The 23,807-nt window shown below is 40.2% G+C and carries 14 protein-coding genes; 3 read left to right on the top strand and 11 right to left on the bottom strand.

Translation table 11 applies throughout. The annotated features are described in order from the left end of the window. Positions 1 to 20 precede the first annotated feature (20 nt). The 8 genes from H7U17_RS01385 to H7U17_RS01350 form a co-directional block, all read right to left on the bottom strand. Positions 21 to 1,070 (bottom strand): FecR family protein, encoded by a 1,050-nt coding sequence (locus H7U17_RS01385; RefSeq protein WP_186754019.1) that lies wholly within the window; start codon positions 1,068 to 1,070, stop codon positions 21 to 23. 378 nt (positions 1,071 to 1,448) lie between these two features. Next, positions 1,449 to 2,087, bottom strand: a complete 639-nt coding sequence (locus tag H7U17_RS01380; protein WP_186754017.1) for an RNA polymerase sigma factor — start codon at positions 2,085 to 2,087, stop codon at positions 1,449 to 1,451. Positions 2,088 to 2,663: 576 nt separating this feature from the next. Then, the gene (locus H7U17_RS01375) at positions 2,664 to 5,093 is read right to left on the bottom strand and encodes an ABC transporter permease (protein WP_186754015.1); all 2,430 of its coding nucleotides are present in this window, start codon (positions 5,091 to 5,093) and stop codon (positions 2,664 to 2,666) included. A gap of 149 nt (positions 5,094 to 5,242) precedes the next feature. Beyond that, positions 5,243 to 7,624: an ABC transporter permease gene (locus H7U17_RS01370; protein ID WP_186754013.1), complete on the bottom strand. Its 2,382-nt coding sequence runs from the start codon at positions 7,622 to 7,624 to the stop codon at positions 5,243 to 5,245. Positions 7,625 to 7,646: 22 nt separating this feature from the next. Beyond that, entirely contained in the window at positions 7,647 to 10,034 is a 2,388-nt protein-coding gene (locus H7U17_RS01365; protein WP_186754011.1) for an ABC transporter permease, read from the bottom strand. Then, positions 10,031 to 10,720, bottom strand: coding sequence for an ABC transporter ATP-binding protein (locus tag H7U17_RS01360; protein ID WP_186754009.1), 690 nt, complete (start codon positions 10,718 to 10,720; stop codon positions 10,031 to 10,033). Before H7U17_RS01360 ends, H7U17_RS01365 begins: the two co-directional genes overlap by 4 nt. A 496-nt stretch (positions 10,721 to 11,216) precedes the next feature. Beyond that, positions 11,217 to 11,492, bottom strand: a complete 276-nt coding sequence (locus H7U17_RS01355; protein ID WP_222439104.1) for a four helix bundle protein — start codon at positions 11,490 to 11,492, stop codon at positions 11,217 to 11,219. Positions 11,493 to 11,599: 107 nt separating this feature from the next. After that, a complete protein-coding gene (locus H7U17_RS01350; protein ID WP_186754007.1) occupies positions 11,600 to 12,850 on the bottom strand; it encodes an efflux RND transporter periplasmic adaptor subunit in 1,251 nt (416 codons plus the stop codon). 324 nt (positions 12,851 to 13,174) lie between these two features. On the opposite strand from H7U17_RS01350, the gene H7U17_RS01345 reads away from it, so the two are divergent. The 3 genes from H7U17_RS01345 to H7U17_RS01335 all read left to right on the top strand — a co-directional run bounded on the left by H7U17_RS01345 (position 13,175) and on the right by H7U17_RS01335 (position 17,909). Then, entirely contained in the window at positions 13,175 to 14,545 is a 1,371-nt protein-coding gene (locus H7U17_RS01345) for a sigma-54-dependent transcriptional regulator (protein ID WP_394353709.1), read from the top strand. Between the two features lie 35 nt (positions 14,546 to 14,580). Beyond that, positions 14,581 to 15,945 carry a sensor histidine kinase gene (locus H7U17_RS01340; protein WP_186754004.1) on the top strand — a complete coding sequence of 455 codons (1,365 nt, stop codon included), beginning with the start codon at positions 14,581 to 14,583 and terminating at the stop codon, positions 15,943 to 15,945. Positions 15,946 to 16,064: 119 nt separating this feature from the next. Continuing rightward, a complete protein-coding gene (locus tag H7U17_RS01335) occupies positions 16,065 to 17,909 on the top strand; it encodes a MutS-related protein (protein WP_186754002.1) in 1,845 nt (614 codons plus the stop codon). Positions 17,910 to 18,073: 164 nt separating this feature from the next. On the opposite strand, the gene H7U17_RS01330 is transcribed toward H7U17_RS01335, so the two are convergent. From H7U17_RS01330 to H7U17_RS01320, 3 genes are read right to left on the bottom strand one after another with little or no spacing between them, the layout of a single operon-like run. After that, on the bottom strand, positions 18,074 to 19,507 hold the full coding sequence (locus tag H7U17_RS01330) for a TolC family protein (RefSeq protein WP_186754884.1): 1,434 nt from the start codon (positions 19,505 to 19,507) through the stop codon (positions 18,074 to 18,076). Continuing rightward, positions 19,500 to 22,667, bottom strand: a complete 3,168-nt coding sequence (locus tag H7U17_RS01325; protein ID WP_186754001.1) for an efflux RND transporter permease subunit — start codon at positions 22,665 to 22,667, stop codon at positions 19,500 to 19,502. Before H7U17_RS01325 ends, H7U17_RS01330 begins: the two co-directional genes overlap by 8 nt. 25 nt (positions 22,668 to 22,692) lie before the next feature. Continuing rightward, complete coding sequence (locus H7U17_RS01320) at positions 22,693 to 23,778, bottom strand: efflux RND transporter periplasmic adaptor subunit (RefSeq protein WP_186753999.1); 1,086 nt, start codon at positions 23,776 to 23,778, stop codon at positions 22,693 to 22,695. Between the last annotated feature and the right edge of the window lie 29 nt (positions 23,779 to 23,807).

Genomic DNA, 23,807 nt, shown 5'->3' with positions numbered 1-23,807 from the left:
TCGTTTTCATGTTTTTTGGGTTATTGTTTAAATGATATATTTACTTTCTTTCCGTTGATTTTATAATCGAAGTTTTCAATATTAGACATACTGTTAAGAATCGTTTCCAACATTTGTTGCTCAAATTTTCCAGAAAAGCGCCATGTCTTTGGAATCACACCTTTCACTTCAATGGAAACCCCATACCAGCTTTCCAGCTTTTCTTTTACCTGCTTAAACTGTGCTTTCTTAAAGATCAAAACGCCATTCCGCCAGCTTTGAACCAATTCATCATCAAATGGATGAATATCTATTTTCTCCTTCCCAAGATCAAAATCCAATTCCTGTCCGGGGCTTAAAAAATATGCATTACCGGAAAAAGCTTCATCAATCATTACCTTGCCTGTAACCAGAGAAACCTTAACGTCTTTTGTGGCTTGGCTGCGAATATTAAAGGAGGTTCCCAAGGCTGTAGTCGTTAGATTACCGGAAAGCACTTTAAACGGTTTAATGCTGTCCTTGGCCACCTCAAAGAAACCCTCTCCAGACAATTTCACCAAACGTACTGTTGAATCAAAGCTAACAGGATACTGTAGGCTACTACCTGCATTAAGCCAAACCACTGATCCATCTGAAAGCCTAAAACTCAACTTCTCTCCCATAGCTGTAGATTTCGTGATCCACTCTAGCCCAGCTACTTGCTCACCTTCTACATCACTATCCAAAAACCTTGTAGAAAAGAAAGAAATCAGAAGAGAAAAAACAAGTATGGCTGCCACCTTTGCCCATTGGCTCATCCTGTCCCAAAAAACAGGATGATATGAATAAGGTGTTATAGATTTAGTTTTTTCGGATGTAGCGATACGCTTATTAGAAAGTAAGCGGTTCAACACCTCCTTTTTGGCTTCCTCATTGGAAGGTTTGGACGGGAAATTTAGATTTAAAAGTATTTCCTTGGCAAGCTTGACATCAGCAAACCTATCGGGATTGGCCTCCAACCAGTGCTGCCAATACCGATTGAGGTCAGCATCGGGCTGCTTTACCCATCGGATAAATTCTACGTCTTCTAAAAGATCTTTAATTTGCGGCATGTTTTTGGGTTTTATTGCTGCTCTTTTATGGTATAGCAGTACAATTCCCAAACAACGCCTTCTGTTTCGATTTTTTTTTCAAAAAAATTAGAAAAGGCCTTTTTCTCCCTTATTAAACCCGAAATATGCATTAGCTTATCTATTACGGACTGAAAATGCTTTAAAATCAGACGCTTTGCTGCTGTTTTCGACTCTACCTGGTGGTAGACAGGTTCACCATAGCGGTGCTATGGCTCAGTCTCCAAACAGCCTGATTTTCTTGCATTGTCAGCCCTCACTACGATTGCTAATGCATAATCCGGGTTAAACTAATTTTATAACTGTCTGAAGTTAAATTGAAAAAACTAAAACCTAGTATCAGGCTAAGCCATATTTCAATCAAGCATTAGTTAATTGAAAAAATAATGGAATAAAACCAAGGGAATTCCTTAGGGAACGCAAGGCTTTATAGACCAAATCACGGGCTGATTTAGGATTGGACAATGACATCATTTCACTGATTTCCTCATAACTCATCCCTTCATAAAACAAATAATAAATTGCTTCTCTCTTTCTTGGTGATAAACCATCCAGAGCAGATTGAATATTATTAAATTGTTCTTGATCTAGCTGAGAATTTATCAAGAATTGTTCATGGGAGATGGTAACTTCAAAGGGCGTATGCTCATTCAAATTAGATTGACGGCTAGACCATTTGTTCAATTCCTTAATGATTCTTCTTTTTAAACACTTAAACAGATAAAACTTGATATGATGGGTATCACCTATGGTCTCACTATACTTCCTTAAATCCAAAAACACATCATGGATGGCATCCTTAACCAATTCTTCCCTGGTAGTGATCCTTGAACCAAACCTATATAAACTATCGAAATAATTTTCATAAATTTTCAAGAAAGCGGAATTACTGCCCTTTTTAAAGGCTTTCCACAAATCAATATCAGTATGCTCTCCATCATTTGGTTTTCCTACACGGCTACCTTCAACATACTCTACCTTATAATTTTTAGCTATCATGATATTATTTCGGGCTTTTGCAATTTTAAAGTAAATAATTTTAATCCAAATTTCAAAAATAAACAAACTTTAATTGCATACTAAAAAGATTTAGCAAAGCCTTAATCTAGCTTATTAGAAAATAATCAATTCGATATATTATTTGGCAAACACCCTTATAAATAGTGTATCAATTAATCAATGGTTTAAGCAAACACCTTATATCAAAATTGAATTCTACACATTAAATTGCTTTCACATCCAATCAATTGGTAAAAGGGAGATAATGATTCTCCGCTGTTTCGACAGCTGAGCTGCGAGACGACTAAACTTGAGTATCTGACTCCGTTATAACTTTGCGAGTCAAATGCACTGCAAAGCCCTAATTATAGTTCAAACCACCTGACTTGGACCAATCACCCATACCAGATTCCATCCCTTCTGCTTTAAACATTTAATAAACCCATCATGAACTTAATGGTTTAAAAAATCCAACTCGTCCATCAACACATACAACCGGTTGGTAATAAGCTGTATATTAGCTCTAAGAAAATAAATAAACCCTTAATGAACTTAATGCCTTAATGGTTTAAAAAACTACTCGTCTTTCAGCACATTCACCGGATTGGTAATGGCCGCCTTGTAGGTTTGCCAGCTAACGGTGACTAAAGCGATGATCAATACGATCAATCCTGCCAAACCAAACACCCACCAGCTCAAGGCGGTCTTATAGGCAAAGCTCTCCAGCCACTTACTCATGGCATAATAAGCTACTGGACAGGCCAGTAAAAAAGCAATCGCTATCCACAGCACGAAATCTTTGTTCAGCAGCAAAAGAATTTCTCTAGCACTTGCCCCATTCACTTTCCGAATGCCGATTTCCTTGGATTTGCTTCCAGTTACAAAAAGCGAGATAGCGACCAGTCCCAACATGGAAATCACCAACACAATGGCCGTAAAGGCATCCAACAATTTTTTAAGCCTATATTCTTCATGGTACACTTCTGCATAATCAAAAGTCTGCACCAGTTTATCGGCGAGGTGTCCAGGATACCCCAGGTTCTCCAGGTAATTGGCCACATCGGCAAAGATGCTTTCATGAAAGCCTTTCGAACACCTCACCTGAAACAGCCCTATTGGAAAACCTGTAAAATCCGTTCCCAAAATCATCGGCTTCATGGGATAATAAAGCGGTAAATTATACAGGTTTTCAAAAACCCCTACAATGGTCATGTCAGGACTGTTTTTCTTGGTAATTCTAGCACCGATCGGATCAACCAATCCTGCCTGTCTGACAAACTCTTCATTCACCATCACTTCAAAAATGCCCTTCCTGTCTTTCCGGCGAAGTGTTCCTCCTCTTTTCTCATAATCCGCAGCCTTGGTCGGGGAAAGATTCCGTCCACTTTTCAACTGAATATCATGCACCGCCAAATACTGATCATCACCATCAATCCATTGAGTTTCTATATTTCGATCAGTTGCAGGTACCTCAAGGTTCCATAAGCTGGATGGCTTGTTCCTAAAAAGCCGCTGGCCTCTGGAAATACTTTCTACATGACTATTGGCGCTAAGCAAATTTCTAATCTCGTTAGAATCATCTAGAACTCTCACTCCTACTATCGCCTCGATATCGAAACCCTTATCAAGCTCATGCACAAAATCCAGTTGCTTCCTTACAATGAGGATACAGCTCATCAAGCCAATAAACAGAAAAAGCTGAAAGCCAATCATCAGCTTCTTGCTCCCTACAGATGCTGAAATGACTTTTCCATGTTCTTTGACAAATATGGAATTATAGGACAAAATGTACTCCATTAGCCCAATAATGCCTCCTAGACCAATCACAATGCACAAAAAGGAAAGGATAATTTTATAATCTGTAACGATAGATAATTCGTATTCCGAGCCAATGATGTCTCCAATCAACTCACCTATCAATGGATAACTGATCATGGTCAGTCCAAAGCAGACTAAGGCATTGATCATTGACTCTAGCACAAACAGTGAAAGAATATCCCCCTTACTAGCCCCTAGCACCCGACGGGTTACAAACTCTTTGGCACGGTTTAAATTCAAACCAAGGTTCATGATAATATAGTTGGTAAGTGCCAATAAAAGCGTGATGATGCCAACCAAAGAAATTACCTGTATATACCTAAGCGAACCTTTTCTAGACTGGCTGATATCATCAGAGTGCAGGTAAATCTCGTCTAAGCTTTGTAGATCAAGTTGGTATTGGTTTTCATCAAAACTTCCATTGGTACGACTAAAAAGTGGCTTGATTTTATTAATAAGCTCGGTGGTCAATTTCGTCGATAAGGCCTCCCGATCAGTAACATTCGGCGCATACACATATAGATCATTGTACGGCAACCACCATTTGTTTTCAGAACCGTAATCTTTAGAACTCAAAAAGCTTGAATATACTATATTGGTCACAAAATCTGTCTGTATACTGGATTCAGCAGGAATATTTTCCATGACCCCCACCACTATAAATTCGGTATTCACTTCTCCATCTTCCTTTGCTTCAATCACCTTACCCAATGCGCTTTCATTTGGAAAATATAATTGAGCCATCTTCTCGGAAAGCACTATCGCATTTGGTGTATCTGCAAATTTGTCCAGACTGCCCAACACCAACTTAAAGTCAAAAACAGTAAAAAAAGTAGGATCAACCATTAAATACTCTTCCAGCACTTGCTCCCCATGCCGCTCCATGAGATATCCAGTCTTCTCTAGACGGACCACCTCTTCCACTTCGGGCAGTTTGTCCTTTAACAATTCCCCAAAAGGAGCATAAGTCCTTGTACTCCTATAGGCCGAATGAGGATCATTTCTTACCACCCTATAGATATCCTTTCCCTTAGCGTGAAAAGCATCCACACTCAGCTCCTTATACACAAACAGATAAGCATGAAAAAAAGCCATGATGGCAATGCTCATGCCCAAAATAGTGATCAAGTAAACCTTATAGGACCTGATCATCCGACGGATATATTCTTTTAATATTCTAAAAAACATATTTCAATAATTATGTATATCTGCTATTTTCCCAGCAATGACTAAAATGTGAAAGGGACGTCCGTTTCTAAACTCAAGTTACCTTCCGTCTCCAGTCTTCCCCTTCGGTCTTCTGTCTTCCATCTTCCATCTTCCGTCTTCCAACCTCATTACTCATCCTTCAATACATTCACCGGATTGGTAATCGCTGCGCGATAACTCAGTCCACTCACCGTCAATAAAGCCACAATCAGTGTCAACAGCCCTGCCAAACCAAATATCCACCAGTCCAGTGTGGTTTTATAAGCAAAGTTTTCCAGCCATTTTTGTGTCACATAATAGGCCACTGGACAGGCAATCACAAAAGCCAAAACAATCCATTTTGCAAAGTCCCCATTCAGCATCAGCAGGATTTCCTTGACCGAAGCCCCATTTACTTTTCTGATACCTATTTCCTTGGCGCGTCTTTCGGTCTTATATAAAAACATGCCCACAATTCCCATCAAACTGATAAGTATGGCCATTAGCGTAAAAAAGCTTACCACTTTCTGAAGCGTTTTTTCATCTCCATACATCCTCTCCATAATATCATTCACATAGTTTGAGTTGATAAGTACGCCTTTGGGATGATCTTTAAAGTCACTTATTGTTGATGCCACAAAAATCTGATTGCTCTCCAAATAATGCTTTACCTGTTCTGCAGTCACGGTTTTTCTTCCTTCCTTATACTTTATTGTAATGGAACCATTTGCCTTCGATATATCCTCCATTCTCAAAAACAATGGTCTAAGCTCCTTTTTAAAGGTCTCAAACTTAAAATCATCCACGACACCAATTACCCTTCCGATGTTTGTTTCAACCCCTATGGGATCATCCAACTCCATAAACTTGGCAGCTGCCTCATTAATAATTAAAGACTCTTTTAAATCCGTCGAGAATTCCTTAGAAAAATTCCGACCTTTCTTCAATTCAATATCATATAAGGATATAAAGGATTCATCCACATTCATATATTCCAAAGCATACTCTTTGGAAGGCTGATCTTTTAGTTTAATGATACTTTTCTGGCTAGAACCATGGATAGGCAGTACCTGACTAGCGCTTACTGCCAGCACTTCTGGCAGATTAAAAAGGCCTTTCTGAACCTCATCGAGAGATTGGTTATACTTATAAACAGTTAATAAATTATCCGTATTAAAGCCCTTACCTTGGTTCATCATAAAGCCCAACTGCTTATAATAGGCAAATGAAAACACCAGCATAGCTGTAACTATCACCAATTGGGCCAAGATCACCCCATTCCCAAAGAACAGATTATGCCGTTGGGAAGCCTGTTTTTCCAATACCTCAACCACTTGATGGCGGCTTACATATCGGTAAAAATAGAGGCTGCTAAGCGCCGCAATCATAAACACCAGTATAATTGACCCAACAAAAAAGCTCCAATTTTCTTTCATGGAAAGTACCAACTGATCTTGTAAATGCCCATTAAAATAAGGAAGTGTGGATTTAAGAATCAAAAAACCAAAAGCCGCTGCCATAAAGCACATTAAAAGCGACTCTGCAAATATCATCTTCAAAGTATCTCTGTTTTCCATCCCCATCACTTTCCTTAAAGCCATGTTTTTAATACTTCGCTCAGAAATCGCAGAATAAAGCAACATAAAATTGAGCAAAGAGACCAGCAAAGCCAGCATTCCTATTCCCGAATAAAGCAAAACTCCTTTTATGGATTTGGTGGACTGTGATCCTGCTATACCTTCTGAGTACAAATGCACTTTTTCCAAAGGCTGAAGTTTATAGGTAGACTTATACCATTCCTGCTCACCTTCATTCATCTTTTTCTCCAGTCCTTCCCAATCACTCCCTTCTCTTAAAGTCAAATATGAAGTTAAAAACCTAGCCCCTCTTTGTTCAGGAGATCTATAGAGCTGAAAATCATCAGAATTGCTAATAGGCAATAAGATATTGGGTCGAAAAGTTGATTTAATAGGTAAATCTTCAAATACCGCCACAATCGTCATTTTCTTCCCTTCCTGCTCTCCATATAATGAACTTATTTCCAGTTGCTTGCCCACAACATCTTTTTCCTTAACAAAATACTTACTGGCAAAGGATTCAGAGACAATAACAGTGTTAGGATCTTTCTTAAACCGATCAAATGCTCCAAACAACAACTCAAAAGAAAAAACATCTACCACTGATGAATCAGCATAATAACAGCCATTATAATCCACAGCATCATTGATCTTTAATTGACTAGGCTGTAGTCTTACGTATCCTTTAATTTCCGGAAACTCCTCTGCCATCTCCTCAATCTCCAACGGATTGGTTATCGCACTAACCTGCTGCTTATCAGCTGAAGGAATGGTCAATACCCTATAAATATTTTTATAGTTTTTATGAAAAGTATCAAAGCCCGTATGATGCGTGACCATCAAAAGGCTGAGCAATACGATCCATAAACCCAAACTCAATCCTATCAGGTTGATAAAGCTATAGGGGCGCTGGTTAATAAAATTCCGGTAAGCGGTTTTGATATAAAAAAGCATTTTCTGTCAGTCTCTAAGGTTACTATTCGTCTTTCAGTGCCAACACAGGATTCTGTGTCGCCGCCCGATAACTCAGCCCACTCACCGTCAATAAAGCCACAGTCAATGTTAGCAAACCCGCCAAACCAAATATCCACCAGTCCAGTGTGGTTTTATAGGCAAAGTTTTCCAGCCATTTGTTCATAAAATAATAAGCTACCGGACAGGAGATAAGAAAGGCCAGCAAAATCCAGCGTACAAAATCCCCATTCAGCAAGACCATAATTTCCCTTATAGTAGCGCCATTGACTTTGCGCACGCCGATTTCCTTTACCCGCTTCTGGGTATCGTCCAAGGCGATGGCAAACAGGCCGATTCCTGAAATCAAAAGGGCCACTAGCGTAAACAGGATGAAAATGGTGCTTAACTGCTTTTCCTTTTGGTATAAGTCCTGAACTTCATCCTCCAAAAAACTGTATTGAAAAGTTTGTCCAGGATTTAATTCTTCATACAGTCCTTTAATAAAAGCCAGCCCTTCCTGCTCAGCGCCCTTATGAAACTTGATCATAAAATCTCTTTCAAAGTCCTCAAAATAGACGAGGATTAATGGCTTAGTCTTCGTAGAGAGATGCTGATAATTAAAATCCTCGACCACCCCAAGAATCTCATACTCCCTCCCCCAGCTTTTATTATTAAGCTTTGTTGACTTTATATCATCAATCTGCCAGTATTTTTTAGCCGCCTCATTGATCACTATTTTATTTGAACGTGACCTATCTTTTTCCTTTTCAAAAAATCGCCCTTCAGATATTTCCAATCCAAAAACATCTTCGTAACCAGGGCCCACCACAAGCATATTTGCCGTTGAAAACTCACTCCCTTCTTTTTCCACTTTCCAGTCCATCGCCCACGACTCCGCAATAATAGTCTCTCCTTGTGAAAAAGTAGCAACAGAGGCATGTGATCCAATTTCATTTTTGGCATACTGGAAATTATCTTGAAGCTCTTGATATTTTTGAATTCTCTCCTCCTTGTTTCTAATTAAAGGCAAGCTATGTAAAAGCTTAGTCCGAAGTATATCTTCAGTCTCAAATCCCAAATCCTTGTCCAGCATAAAATTCAATTGCTTGGACACGATAAAAGAAGAGATCAATAAGACAAAAGTCAGCGAGAACTGTACGACGATCACCACCCTTTTACTCAATAATAATCTCTCCCCATCAAATTGCTCCTTTAGGCTTTTACTAAGGGACATTTGTAAAAGAATGATCGTTGGATATACCATTGCCAATCCACCCATCAATAGCAGCACTATTCCGTTGATCAACATAATTTGCCCCACTGAAGGCATTAGCACCACGCCTGTCAACTCATTAAACATTGGCAGCAGCAAATGATAAGCACCAAAGGCCAGTACAAAGGCCATGAAAATCAATATCAAAATACCCGCCAGCTTTTGTAAAATCAAATGCCTACCTGCTGCTCCATAAATCAGGTTGATGGCAGATTGTTTTATGGATACATTACTTGCTATTACCTGAAGGTTGGAAAAATTCAATACTGAAATCAATAAAATTCCTCCTATCATCAGCAGCAGTATATAAACCTGAGACTTATCCCCGGTTTTGGACACGCCTGTAATCCTCTTATTGGAAATCTCAGTAGAATAATACAATCCAAAAAAAGGCTTGATACTGCTCTCACTTAGTTTAAACTGAGGATGTTCATGTCCAATATCCTTTATTTTTGCCTTAAAAGAATCTTCATAAAAACCGGGTTTGGTAAGAATATAATCTGTACCAGACCTAGAAAACACATTTGGATCCTTGTGTTCAGGCAATACAAAGTCAAATATGATGGAGCTATTGGAAGGAGGGTTGGCTAGGATACCTTTTACCGTATATGCTATTTCTCCACGAACATCTACTGTAATCACCTCACCCATTGGGTCTTGATTTCCAAATATTTGCTGTGCCAACTTTTCTGTAATCAAAATACCATCCTCCGAACGCATGGCCTCCTTTCCATTACCACGCTTTACCTCAAAATCAAAAACATCAAAAAACAAACTGTCCGAAACAATGCCTTCGGGCAGGTAGGTTCTTCCTTCATAGGTTAACTTTATCTCGTCCTTCCTATACTTTCTAATGACAGTGGCTTTTTCCAAAGAGGGATAATCGCGATAATCAAAGTCAAAGAATGAACTGCCATCGATAGGCTGCCATTCACTTCCTTCATTGGTCCGGATGACCATGGCATAGATATCCTTCCCTCTGCTGTGAAATTTATCCATGGACAACTCATTATAGACATAAGTAAAAAGTAAGGAAATACAGACTGTCCCTAACAGTAATGTCAAAAGACTACCTATGGAAACAGACAGTTTGCTCCTAAAATTACGAAAAGCATATTTGATATAATGCAGGATCATACAGTGGCTGGTGTTTGTTGGTTTTCGGTCACGATTTTACCATCAAAAAGATTGATCACCCGATGGGCAAAACTGGCATCATGATGGGAGTGGGTCACCATCACGATGGTCGTTCCTTCCTTATTCAGCTCAGTCAAAAGGTTCATGACTTCCTGCCCGTTTTTGGAATCCAGGTTACCGGTAGGTTCATCGGCCAGGATCAGTTTTGGTTTGGCCACCAAGGCCCGGGCAATTGCCACCCTTTGCTGCTGACCACCAGAAAGCTGCTTGGGAAAATGCTTCATGCGATGGCCCATTTCCATTCTTTTGAGTACCTCATGGATGCGTTTTTTCCGCTCTGCTGCTCCCAGTTTCAGATAGATCAAAGGCAGTTCTACATTCTCATATACATTGAGCTCATCGATCAGGTTAAAGCTCTGGAACACAAAGCCGATATTGCCTTTTCTATGCTTGGTCCGGCTGTTTTCCTTAAGACTGCCCACCTCTTCTCCATCAAATAGATAAACCCCTGAACTGGGATTATCCAAAAGCCCGATAATATTGAGCAAGGTAGACTTGCCACAGCCTGAGGGGCCCATAATGGCAAGGAATTCTCCCTTCTTAACATGCAGGTTAATATTGTTCAGTGCCGTGGTCTCAATTTCCTCGGTCCTAAAAACTTTGGATAAGTTGTTTGCTTTTATCATTGTTTTATGGTTTTGTACTGTTTTTTTATTTTGCTTGGAGACGGAAGACGGGAGACAGAAGCACCCCGTTGTCCCGTCGGCTGCGCCGCAGGACTCGCTTTATACTGATCCGCTTTTGTAATGCGGGCCTTAAATACATTTGTCATTTGCAATGCCCTTCATGCTACATTCGATATTAATTATTAGGTATATCCGCAATTTTACCAGTAAAGATTAAAAGCGAATCGAAACAACTCTTATGTTTAAAGTATCAGCTGCTTCGGTCTTCAGACTTCAGCCTTCCGACCACTTGAGCAAAGGATTTATGGTTACTGGCATCATAGCGGATAATCAGATTAATCATTCTTTATTTCCTATTAAGGCCTCTTTCGGCAAACTCAGCCACTAATTCCCCGTCTCCCATCCCTTACCCTCATCCTCATTTAATCCCGTTTCTGAAGGCTATCATCATGTTCATCAAATCAAAAGACTTTTGATAGAACCCTTCAAATTCCTCTTATGTAATATAATCTCTTCTTCTGGCCTTATGGAGGCAGGTCACCACTTCGGCAAGTGATCGAATTGCATAACCCATAAATTTCTTCTGCTCAGGATTTGACTGTAAAATCGAGCCTTCTGAAATATTCAAAGCCACGGAATCTACCGCCCTCAATAGCTGGGATGCAAGATTGAACATTTCCTTCTTCGGAAACTTAGAACTTATCTCGTTTACCTCTTCACCCAATTCCATGGCTTTCTGCCAAATAATTAGATTTTCAAACTTGAATTTCATACTATTCTGTTTTAAAAGTTAAGAACAAGGTTTAGTCCCCTATAGATATTAAAACCTGTTTCTTCAAACTTCCGTCTCCAGTCCTCCGTCTTCCCTCCCCCTGATCCTCACTCCAACACCAATCGCTCATTGTCCCCAAAGGCTTCATAGCCCGAAATAATCACTTTTTCTCCAATTGCTAAACCTTCTAACACCTCATAGTACTTGGGATTTTGCTTACCGATTTTAATATTTCTCTTATAGGCGAATTCTCCAGAAGGATCCAGCACATAGACCCATTGCCCACCGGAACTTTGAAAAAAGGCTCCCTTTGGCAATAGCAATGCCTTTTCGGGATCCCCCAATTCCAAATTGATATAATAACTTTGTCCATTCCTGATAAGAGCAGGTTTATCACCGGAAAAATGCATATCCACCTTGAACTTCCCTTCTTTTACTTCGGGATAGATCTTTTTGATCTGCAATGCATAAGTACTGTCATTTTTGCGAATCCGACCTTTCAAAAAAGCCGTGATACGATCGATATAATGTTCATCTATCCATGATTCTACTTTATAATCAGAAAGATCGTGAATTTGCGCAATAGGATTTCCAGCAGCAACTTGCTGTCCATTTTCACCTTGAAGCATGGCCAACTGCCCCGCTACAGGCGCTTTTACATGAAGGTTATCCAACCGTTCGTAAACCATATCCAAGGTTCTTTTCATCCGAGCTAAATCAGCATCTAAATCTTTAATAGTATTCAGCTTGGCCAGCGAATCTTGTTGGGATTTTATTCTGCTCACCTCCATCTTTTTTAGGGCCAATTCATAATTCTCCTTTGCTTCGATATACTCTTCCTTTGAAATAAGATTGCGGTCAAACATATATTGCTCTTGTTCGTAATTCCTCTTCGCCTTTCTCAAATGGTATTGCGCCTCTATTTTATTGGTCTCACTGATGACCATATCAGATTCAAAATTAAATTTAGTTTGCCTTAAATCATTTTGCTTGGAAACAAAATCAGCCTCCACATTGAGAATTTCCATATGAAGATTCCTGTTTTCCAATTTCATGATCGTATCGCCTTCCTTCACCAAAGCCCCTTCTTCCAAGTATTTTTCTACAATCCTCCCTCCTTCATATGCATGTAAATAATAGGTACTAATAGGCTTCACCTGACCGGAAATATTGATATAATCATCAAAATCACCCGAAACCACAGTGGCAATGCTCATATTCGCCTTATTGGCGCGATAGGTCGATGCGGAACTGCCAAATAACAGCATCAGCAGCATGCCCAGAAACAACAAACTACCCAGTCCCACAAAAATATGCTTGGGCCTTAGTCCTTTCTTCTTCTCAATCTTCCTGTCCATTATGCATTGGTTTCCAATTAAACTCCTTTTCTAAATATATTCACCCAAGAAAACGGCAAACTCTACTGTAAAACCGCTTTCTGGATGAACTCAAAAAAATAGTCAGTTGATGCTTTATTATCATTGCCCTCACCAAATCTTACCGCCCTATATTCCATCGGCATGCCAAAAAACATAAACAACTAACGATCAACCAACTAACAAGCCTTCCCTTTATCAAAAATTGGTTTTATGTAAAATTTATTGACAAAATAGTGTCAAAATATTTGACACCTGATCTTATCGATTGCGCATTATTCCTAGTTTTGGATATTGCTTAAATAGATGGATACCATGGAAGGAAAAATCTTAATCGTAGATGATAATAAGTCGGTATTGAATGCTTTGGAGCTTCTTCTGGAGGGAGAATATGCAAGCATCACCACCATATCCAACCCCAACAAAATCACAGGATTGGTGGACCTTCCCAGCTATGATGCGGTTTTATTGGACATGAACTTTTCTGCAGAAATCAACACAGGCAATGAAGGGCTTTTCTGGTTGAGACAAATCAAGGCCAAAGCTCCTGAACTTCCTGTGATCATGATCACCGCCTATGGAGACATGGACCTGGCGATCAAGTCACTAAAAGAAGGTGCAGTAGATTTTGTCCTCAAACCTTGGGACAACCAAAAGCTGCTGGCCACCTTGCGTTCCGCCTGCCAATTGGGACAATCCCGAAAGGAAGTGGACAACCTAAAAAAAGATCAGGCCAACTTAAGAAGCCTGATCAACAAAAATGAACAAAGCATTATAGGAAAATCACCTGCCGTGGAGCGTATGCTCTCCGTCGTAAGAAAAGTGGCCCAAACCACCGCCAATGTCCTGATCACTGGTGAAAATGGCACCGGAAAAGAATTAATTGCCCAAGAAATTCACAGAAACTCACCAAGGGCCAGTGAAGTATTTGTGGGTGTGGACATGGGGTCTATTCAGGAAAACCTTTTTGAAAGTGAGCTCTTTGGCCATGCAAAAGGATCTTTTACCGATGCCAAAGAAGACAGAACCGGCAAATTCGAGGCGGCCAATAGAGGTACTTTATTTTTGGATGAGATTGGCAATCTTTCCTACCCCTTACAATCTAAATTGCTCAGCACCCTTCAAAACAGGGAAGTCGTGAAAGTAGGCAGCAATAAGCCTATCCCCATAGATATCCGCTTGATCTGTGCTACCAATAGTCATCTGGACGAAATGGTGAACACCGGAGACTTTAGGGAAGATTTACTTTACCGTATCAATACCATTCATATCGAAGTACCACCACTTCGAGAGCGGGGAGAGGACATCTTATTATTAGCAGACTTTTTTACCCAAAAATACAGCTCCAAGTATGGGAAAGGTCAGCTAAGCATACATAAAAATGCCCAGAAAAAGCTCATGGAATATAGCTGGCCGGGAAATATTCGAGAGCTCCAGCATACCATCGAACGAAGTGTGATTTTATGTGAAGGCGACATCCTCCAGGGGGAAGATATTCTACTAAAACAACGGTCACATCCCGCACTGAATGAACTGGAAATGACCTTGGAAGAGATGGAACGGGATATGATTGCCAATGCACTGTCCCGACACCAAGGGAATTACACTGCTGCGGCCGAACAGTTGGGAGTCAGCAGACAGACCCTCTATAACAAGACCAAACGCTATGGTCTTTGATTTTTCATTAATTTAAACTGCAAGCTACACTGATCATGGCCAGTAAACACCTCTACTTTCAAATCTGCCTTAGGGTGCTCCTACTCCTATTCTCCTCACTTTTATTTGCCCATCTTTATCTTAAAGGCGAATATACCTTGAGCATATACATTGCTGCCATCATTCTTTTTCAAACGATTTGGCTGATCCGGTTTTTGAACAAAACCAACCGAAAAATAGCTTATTTTTTCGATGCAATGGAAAATAATGACTCAACCATCAACTTTCCTTATAACATTAAAACACCCTCCATCCGGGAGCTTAACACCAGCTTAAACAGGGTAAACAACCTGCTGCAAGAAGCCAAAATCAACATCCAAGAACAGGAGCAATATTATCAAACCATTCTAGAAGAGGCAGAAACGGGCATTCTCGTTTTGAATGAAACTGGGCATATCATTGATTCAAACAGAAAAGCCAAACAATTGCTGAATCATCAGCACCTTAGCCATATCCAGCAACTCCAACCTATCAGCGAAAACCTTTTTCATTCCCTTGAAAAGCAACAAAGTTTCGACCAGAAATTGATCCAAATACCCAATGAACGGGAAAGCATCCACCTAACCGTCAAAGCCAATGAACTGATCATAAAAGGGAAAAAGATGCTTATCGTAGTCATTCAGAATATCCACAAAGAATTGGACAACCAGGAAGTAGAATCTTGGCAACGCTTGATCAGGGTCTTGACCCATGAAATCATGAACTCCGTAGCCCCAATCACCTCTTTATCTGAAACCCTTTTGCGATATTTCAATAAAAATGGTGAATTGGTCAAACCTGCATCAATCACCCAAGAAAAAGTAAAGCAAACGGTTAAAGCTTTGGACACCATCAATTACCAAGGGAACAACCTCATTAAATTCACCAATTCTTACAGGACCTTGACCAAAATCCCTGAGCCTGATAAAAAACTCCTAAATGTTCAAACACTATTCGAAACGGTAAGGATACTGGTCAGCCAAGAAGATGGCGTAGAGAAGATTTCCTTCAAAACGGCCATTACCCCTAAGGAATTAGAGGTCTATGCAGATGAAAAGTTAATCAGCCTAGTCCTGCTCAACTTGATCAAAAACGCCATTCATTCACTGGCTGATCAGGACAATGGGCAGATTGAATTATCAGGAGAGAAGGATGAGTCAGGCCGGGTCGCACTGAGGGTCACTGATAATGGCCCCGGGATTTCCCCAAGTATGCTCCAAAAAATCTTTGTACCCTTTTACACCACCAAAAAAGACGGATCAGGTATTGGGCTGAGCCTATCGAAGCATATCATGAAGCTGCATCATGGTAATATAGAGATCAAATCCAAACCACAGGTTAAAACGGTTTTTTCACTGCATTTCCAGCGGGGATTAGGGTAGGCGATAATTTAAAAGGGCTATTAAATCTACCCTTATCAATATTTTTTCCAATCGCTTGAATAATGTATTTTGTTTTCAGTTTTCAAAAAGGTTAAAATCAAACTCTTCAAACATTTTTTATGACTTTTCCAAAAGATGAATTCCAGAACAAATTATCCATATATAAACAAGCCTCTAATGAAATAGCAGTGCAATTAAAAAGAATAAGTCTCATTAGGTTAATTGTGTTTATAATGGGACTTATTTCTTCACTGTATCTTGCTAATGAAAGAATGATTATCTCATTAGTTATTGTCCTTGCAGTGTTTACGGCTCTTTATATTTTCACCTTAAAGCACTTTCAAAACCAAGAAAAGAACTGCACTTTTAAAACCAACCTTATTAAGATCAATGAGGAAGAAATTTTAAGATGCGAAAACAAACTCAATCAAATAAAAGCACCAAATACTAACGTGTCTTCAAGTCATGATTACAGTCAAGATATGGACTTATTCGGTACACATTCCTTATTCAAATTATTGAACCGAACCACAACTGAGAGAGGAAAAGAAATACTTATACATTGGATGTTGACTCCTGCATCACCCAATGAGATTCAGGAGAGGCAAAAACTGATACAAGAAATGTTGATTGAAATTGACTGGCGTCAGTCTTTAAACGCTTCGGGGATGGAGCCCAATGAAGAAGTTCCGGAAAAGAAACATCTTACTGATTGGATAAACATTGATAATCATCTCCTTTCAAAGAAAATGTTCCTAATTGGTCTTGCCCTTATTCTTTCAATTATAACTGTTTTTTCCCTGGGATATTTCTTTTATCATCTCGTTTCACTTGGAGAAATAAAAGGCCTTTGGCTGACTTCAGGTATATTATTCATCAATACTTTATTTCTTAATAGGCTTAGACCTACAGCTGAAAAAAATGTTTCTCATAGTTTTACAATTGTCAATCTGTTAGCCTCCTATCATAGGCTTATATCAGTCATTAATCAAAAAACATTTTCATCTTCTCTGATGAAATCTTATACGCTTTCCTTGAAAGATAAAGACTATAATGCCAATAAGGAAATAAAGATTCTCATCAACTTATTAACGAAGTTTAGATTGAGAGGTGCAAAAGGCCAATCTATTGGAGCCAATTATATGTATATCTTATTCAACTACATCTTCTTTTTGGATGTATACTTTCTGCTTCAAATTGAAGCATGGAGGAAGAAAAACAAAAACCATATAAAACAATGGGAAGAGTCAATAGCTCAAGTAGAGGCAATTAGTAGCTTAGCTGGATTTTCGTACGCCAATCCAAATTTTAATTTTCCAATAATCAACAAAAGTCTAACCACCTTAAAATTTAAAAATCTGGGACACCCTTTATTAAAAGAAAGTAAAAGAGTTAATAATAATTTTAATTTAGAAGAAGGTCAAATCGCCATGATAACAGGTTCTAATATGGCTGGAAAAAGTACCTTCCTTCGTGCAATTGGCACTAACTTAATATTAGGGCTAATGGGTGCCCCCTGCTGCGCAAGCAGTGCTGAAATTTATCCATTTAGGCTATTTTCCAGTATGAGAATAAAAGATGACTTAGAAGAAGGAGTATCTTCTTTTTATGCTGAATTACAAAGAATCACCACCTTACTGGATAAAATAAAATCCGATGAGCCCGTATTCTTCTTGCTAGATGAATTGTTCAAGGGCACTAATTCCAAGGACCGCAACAAAGGCGGTTATTCTTTAATTAAGCAACTTAAAAGGCTTGGGGCAACTGGATTGATTTCTACCCATGATTTAGAATTAGCTCAATTGGTTTCTTCGCATAATATGATAAGTAATTATAGTTTTAATAGTTCTTTGTGCAATGAAGAATTGTCTTTTACTTATAAATTAGAGGAAGGAATATGTAAAGATTTTAATGCAAGTGAATTAATGAAAAATGCAGGAATTGAAATTATAGAACAATTTTAGACCTTATTTTTAAAATCTTTCATATAGATTTCATAGTCGTTTGTTTTCCTTTCCCTATCAAAAAAAATCCTCAAAGCCAAAGGCCTTGAGGATTTCACCTTATTTAGTAAGTCTATAATTATTAACCTTTTACATTGCTCTTTTATTTGCTGGAATCAAATGAATTAATTCCAGCCACCACCTAAGGCTTGGTACATTTTCACAAAAGCGTTCAATTGCTGCATTTGTGTTTCTACCAAATCAAATCTGGACTCCAAAGCATCTCTTTGGGTCAATAACACCTCCATATAATCAGCTCTTGCTGACCTGAAGAGATCATTGGAAATATCAATTGATTGCGTAAGCGCCTCTACTTCCTTCGCCTTCAAACCATAGCTCTTCTCAAGATTGCCTATTTTGGACAACTGATTTGCCACCTCTATATAGGCCTTCAAAACGGTTTGCTCGTATTCGAAGACAGCCTGAATCTGTTTTGCGTTGGCGCTTTTATAATCTGCCTTGATCGCATTTCTGTTGATCAATGGAGAAGATAGATCTCCTACAATAGAATATATAAGGGATTCTGGCGTGGTGATCAAATGGGAAGGATTGAAGGCCTGAAAACCTACTCCTGCCGAAATCCCCAAGGAAGGATAGAACCTGGCCTTGGCCACCTTTACGTCCAAATCAGCTGCAGCTAATTCCAGTTCAGCCTGTTTGATATCAGGTCGATTTTCCAACAACTGAGCCGGCACTCCTGCATAAACATTATCAGGCACCAAAGTACCCAACTCTTTACTGCTTCTTTTTACTGGCTGAGGATATCTACCCACCAAGAAATTGATTTCATTCTCCGTTTCGATAATCTTTTGCTGAATGTCAAATTTCAAGCTTCTAGTATGGTAAACCTCTGCCTCAAATTTACGGACAGCCAATTCTGTTACCTTTGCTGCTGTTTTTTGCAACCTTACGATCTCCAATGCATTGCTTTGGATCTCAATATTCTGATTGACAATTTCCAACTGCTTATCCAAGGCCAATAATTCATAATAGGAATTGGCCAGTTCTGAAATCAGGTTAGTTACCATGAAGTTTCTTCCTTCCACAGTGGCCAAATACCTTGATAAGGCAGACTTCTTGGCATTTCTAAGTTTATGCCAAATATCCACTTCCCAAGTTGCAAAAGCCCCTATCAGATAATCAGATAAAGGATCTGGCATTTCCTTTCCAGGCTTGATCTCAGTATTGGCATCATTGGCTCCCTGACTGGTATATCTCCCTACTTTTTCAGTCCCGGCCCCTGCTTTGATATCCACAAAAGGCAAATATTCCCCTTTTCTGGCCTTAACTTCATTCTTGGCCACCTCTATCTCCTGTAAGATGATATTTAACTCCTGATTGTTTTTCAGTGCAGTATCTATTAGGGCATTCAGATAAGGATCTGTAAAATAGTCCTCCCAGCTTATTTCAGCAGTATTGGTGGTATCCTGCGAGTCATTAAAGCTCACAGGAATATTTTTATTGACTTTTCTTTCGACAAGAGAAGGGGTCTTACATGCTGACACCATCAGTACCAAGCAAACCACTCCCAGGCTTATTTTTATGATTCTATCAAACATTTTCATGATCATATTCTTCTGTTAATGGAACTTCGTCTTCATCTTGGATCAGCTGTCTGCCATCGGCAAGCTTGGCAAAAATATAGTACAGACCGGGGACAATAATTACCCCAAAAACGGTCCCAAACAACATTCCCCCCATGGCTGAAGCACCAATAGTTCGGTTACCTATGGCACCAGCTCCGGTAGCAAGTATCAATGGAATCAAACCTGCAATAAACGCGAAAGAAGTCATTAAAATCGGGCGGAAACGTACCTTGGCCCCTTCGATGGCGGAATTTAGTATGGTAGCACCTTCCTGTCTTTTCTGCACAGCAAATTCTACGATCAGCACGGCATTTTTGCCCAAAAGTCCAATCAACATGATCAAACCAATCTGGGCATAAATATCATTGTCCAGCCCCATCAGCTTCAGCAGCAGGAAGGAACCAAATACCCCAACTGGCAAGGAGGTAACCACCGCCAGCGGTATGATGAAACTCTCATATTGTGCCGCCAATACAAAATAAACAAAGACCAATACCACAAGAAACACATACAAGGCCTCATTGCCCCTGTTGGACTCATCATAGGAAAGTCCTTCCCAAGCAATGTCATAATCCTTGGGCAAGGTTTGTTCTGCCACTTCCCGAATAGCCTGAATGGCGTCAGCAGTGGTATAGCCCTTAGCAGGAAGCCCTCTAATAGCTGCTGAATTATACATGTTAAAACGGGTAACCTCGTTAGGCCCTTGAGTCTTCTTCAACTTCATAAAGGCAGAGTAAGGCACCATTTCACCATGATCATTTTTGACATATAGGTTAAGTACATCCGATGGTAATCTTCTAAACTTTGGATCAGACTGCACATAAACCTTGAAGAATCGACCAAACTTAATGAAACCCTGTTCATAGGTACTACCAATCAGTATATTCAGGTTTTCCATGGCATCACCAATGGAAACGCCCTTTTGCATGGCCAGCTCATTATCAATTTCCAGTTCATACTGAGGATAGTTAGCAGCAAAGAAGGTAAACAAACCGGTCAATTCTGGACGCTTACCTAGATCATCCATAAACTGCTTATTGATCTTATCAAATTCCTGATAATCGGTCTCCGTGGTCTGATCCAACAATCGCATGGAGAAACCACCAGAGGAACCGAAACCTGGAATAGCCGGTGGTTCAAAGAATTCCACGATGGCCCCAAGACCTTTGGACTCCTCCTCCAGTTTTTCCATGATCTCTTTCACCGAATGTTCTCTTTCGGACCACGGTTTAAGGTTGATCAAACAGGTACCTGCATTGGATCCTCTACCTTCTGTCATGATCTCATAACCTGCCAAGGAAGACACGGACTCCACGCCATCGATTTCCTCACAAACTTCCATCAGCCTATGGGCTACTTGGTTGGTTCTTTCAAGTGTTGCACCTGGAGGTGTCTGGATAATGGCATAAATGGTTCCTTGATCTTCACTTGGGATAAATCCTGATGGGAGAATATGGTTTTCGTAAACTATACCTGCACCAAAGGCCAATAGAATAGCGAAAGTCAACCACCTCCTGTTAACAATCCTTTTCAACAAGGCCACATACCTTCCAGTCAATTTATCAAATCCACTGTTAAAACTGTCCAAGGCCTTGGTAAGGAAATTCCCCTTTTTCTCATGTCCATGATGGTTTTTGAGCAACATGGCACATAGCACAGGAGTAAGGGTCAGGGCAATCAAGGCTGAAATCACAATGGCACTGGCCATGGTAATAGAGAACTGCCTGTAGAAGGTACCTACCGGACCTGACATAAATGAAATTGGCAGGAACACGGAAACCATCACCATGGTAATCGCAATAATTGCACCTGAGATTTCCCCGAGCACCCTTTTCACCGCCTGGTAAGGAGTCAGCTGAGGCATTTCCTCCATTTTGGCATGAACAGCCTCCACTACCACAATGGCATCATCAACCACGATACCAATGGCCAGAACCAATGCAAAGAGAGTCACCAGGTTAATCGAAAGTCCAAAGAACTGAATCACAAAGAATGCCCCAATCAAGGATACCGGTACAGCCAGAATTGGAATCAAGGTCGATCTCCAATCGCCAAGGAAGATAAATACAACCAAAGCCACTAGGATAAAGGCATCCCGCAAGGTATGGATCACCTGTTCAATAGAAGCATCCAGGAATTTGGATACATCATAACTGATATTATAATCCATTCCAGGAGGGAAAGAGGCTTTCATCTCTTCCACCTTATTTTTCACTTCCTCGATCACATCACTGGCATTACTACCATAGTTTTGTTTCAGGACGATGGCTGCTGATGGTTTCCCATCCAAATTGGAGTAAATATCGAAGAACTCACTACCTAGCTCTACCTTACCGATATCCTTTAAGTGGATACTTTCACCTTCAGTATTGGCCCTGATGATGACATTTTCATATTGCTCGGGCTCATTATACCGGCCCTTATAAGTCAATACATACTCTAGGGACTGGGCTTTCATACCCGAACTTCTACCCAGCCTACCTGGCCGCCCAACGATACTCTGCTCCTGCAAAGCTTCCATCACTTCATCAACTGAAATATCATATGCACGCATACGGTCCGGATTTAACCAAACACGCATGGCGTATCTCCGGCTACCCAAAATTTGCGCCTTTGCAACCCCCTTGATCCTGTTGATCTCCGGGATCATTTTCACATTGGCATAATTGTATAGGAATTTCTCATCCAAACTTTTATCCTTGGAATAGAGGTTGACATACATCAACATACTCGGCTGAATAGGCGTAATAACTACCCCTTCCCGCTGCACCAACTCGGGCAGCAAAGGCATGACCTGATCCACCCTGGTCTTCACCCTGATCACGGCCTGATTGGGGTCAGTTCCTGGTTCAAATATCACCCTTAAAGTGGCCTCACCAGCACTGGTGGCATCAGTGGCCATATAACGCATCCCCTGAACACCATTGATGGAGTTTTCCAGGGTAATCAAAGTAGACTTCACCAAAACATCGGCACTGGACCCTGGATAGGCTATAAAGATATTAACCGAGGTTGGCGCAATTTGCGGGAACTGGGATATAGGCAGCTGCTTTATCGACAAGGATCCCACAAAAACGATTAGGACCGAAATGACTATCGCAAATACGGGCCTGTGTATAAATTTTTGAAACATTGTTTTCGCTTTTTAGGTCACTCAATTATTCCGCGTACAGATCCAGCTCAGACAAAGCCTTTGCGGGCTCTACGAACTTGCTTTTGATCTCTTCATTCTCTCTAACTAAGCGCAATCCTTCAAGCAGAATTTTATCATTTACATCAATACCCTCCTGGACGGCATAGATATGTGGTAATTCAGCAGCTATGGTAATAGGTTTTGATCTAATGATATTGTCCTCTCCTAGCACATAAACATACTTTTTGTCCAATACCTCAAAAGTGGCTTTTTGAGGTATGATCAGGGCATTATCCAATGGTACTCCCATAATGATATTGCCGGTCTCTCCATGTCTCAAAAGTCCTTTAGGGTTTGGAAAAGTAGCTCTGAATGGGATATTTCCTGTCTCGTGGTTAAAGTCTGCCTCGATGGTCTCTACCACTCCAGGGAATTCAAACATTTTATTGTTGGCCATTAATAAACCAACCTTCATCAGGCTGTCCCTTTGAACATTGGATTTATAATCCAGGTACTCTGCCTCTGGAACGTTATAATAAACCCACATTTTACTATTGTCGGAAAGATTGGATAGCAATTCGCCTTCCTCTACAAGACTCCCTAACCTCACATGAAATCGGTCGATGATTCCATCAAAAGGAGCTCTGATTTCGGTAAACTGCAAGTGCACTTCTGCCAGTGCTTCTTCCGCTTTGGCCTTATCCAGTTTTGCCTTGGCCATGGCAAGCTCATTAGGAGCTACCACATCCCTGTCAGCTAAGGACTTGGTGTTTTGATATTCTATTTCAGCAAAGCTCACTTCAGCTTTGGCTTTTTGAAGTTCCGCCTCATAGAGCTTTGGCATGATCTGGAACAAAAGCTGTCCCTTTCTCACATATTGTCCCTCATCCACAAATATTTTTTCCAAGTACCCCCTTTCCTGTGCTCGAAGCTCAATGTGGTTAATGGAATGAATTTGACAAACGTACTCTTCAGTGATGGTTGTGTCCATTCTAGCTGGACTGGTAACCAGGAACTCTACTTCCTCCTCGTGTTTTTCTTCTCCCTGGGTGGTACAGCTTGTATGCCACAAAAGGGCACCCAAGCTCATAAGCATGAGAATTCTCTTCATGATAATTTTCTTTTTTGGATAATGGAATA

It is taken from the genome of Echinicola salinicaeni, from assembly GCF_014280965.1.
Classification (GTDB): Bacteria; Bacteroidota; Bacteroidia; order Cytophagales; family Cyclobacteriaceae; genus Echinicola; species Echinicola salinicaeni.
The sequence above is the reverse complement of the archived record's forward strand: the minus strand, read 5'-3'. Positions and strand labels throughout refer to the sequence as shown.

Bases quoted from the DNA above. Each gene is read 5' to 3' on its own strand.
- H7U17_RS01370 (WP_186754013.1), bottom strand. From the start codon at position 7,624: ATGCTTTTTTATATCAAAACCGCTTACCGGAATTTTATTAACCAGCGC.
- H7U17_RS01355 (WP_222439104.1), bottom strand. From the start codon at position 11,492: ATGAAATTCAAGTTTGAAAATCTAATTATTTGGCAGAAAGCCATGGAA.
- H7U17_RS01375 (WP_186754015.1), bottom strand. From the start codon at position 5,093: ATGTTTTTTAGAATATTAAAAGAATATATCCGTCGGATGATCAGGTCC.
- H7U17_RS01345 (WP_394353709.1), top strand. From the start codon at position 13,175: ATGGATACCATGGAAGGAAAAATCTTAATCGTAGATGATAATAAGTCG.
- H7U17_RS01380 (WP_186754017.1), bottom strand. From the start codon at position 2,087: ATGATAGCTAAAAATTATAAGGTAGAGTATGTTGAAGGTAGCCGTGTA.
- H7U17_RS01340 (WP_186754004.1), top strand. From the start codon at position 14,581: ATGGCCAGTAAACACCTCTACTTTCAAATCTGCCTTAGGGTGCTCCTA.
- H7U17_RS01335 (WP_186754002.1), top strand. From the start codon at position 16,065: ATGACTTTTCCAAAAGATGAATTCCAGAACAAATTATCCATATATAAA.
- H7U17_RS01330 (WP_186754884.1), bottom strand. From the start codon at position 19,507: ATGTTTGATAGAATCATAAAAATAAGCCTGGGAGTGGTTTGCTTGGTA.
- H7U17_RS01365 (WP_186754011.1), bottom strand. From the start codon at position 10,034: ATGATCCTGCATTATATCAAATATGCTTTTCGTAATTTTAGGAGCAAA.
- H7U17_RS01325 (WP_186754001.1), bottom strand. From the start codon at position 22,667: ATGTTTCAAAAATTTATACACAGGCCCGTATTTGCGATAGTCATTTCG.
- H7U17_RS01385 (WP_186754019.1), bottom strand. From the start codon at position 1,070: ATGCCGCAAATTAAAGATCTTTTAGAAGACGTAGAATTTATCCGATGG.
- H7U17_RS01350 (WP_186754007.1), bottom strand. From the start codon at position 12,850: ATGGACAGGAAGATTGAGAAGAAGAAAGGACTAAGGCCCAAGCATATT.
- H7U17_RS01360 (WP_186754009.1), bottom strand. From the start codon at position 10,720: ATGATAAAAGCAAACAACTTATCCAAAGTTTTTAGGACCGAGGAAATT.
- H7U17_RS01320 (WP_186753999.1), bottom strand. From the start codon at position 23,778: ATGAAGAGAATTCTCATGCTTATGAGCTTGGGTGCCCTTTTGTGGCAT.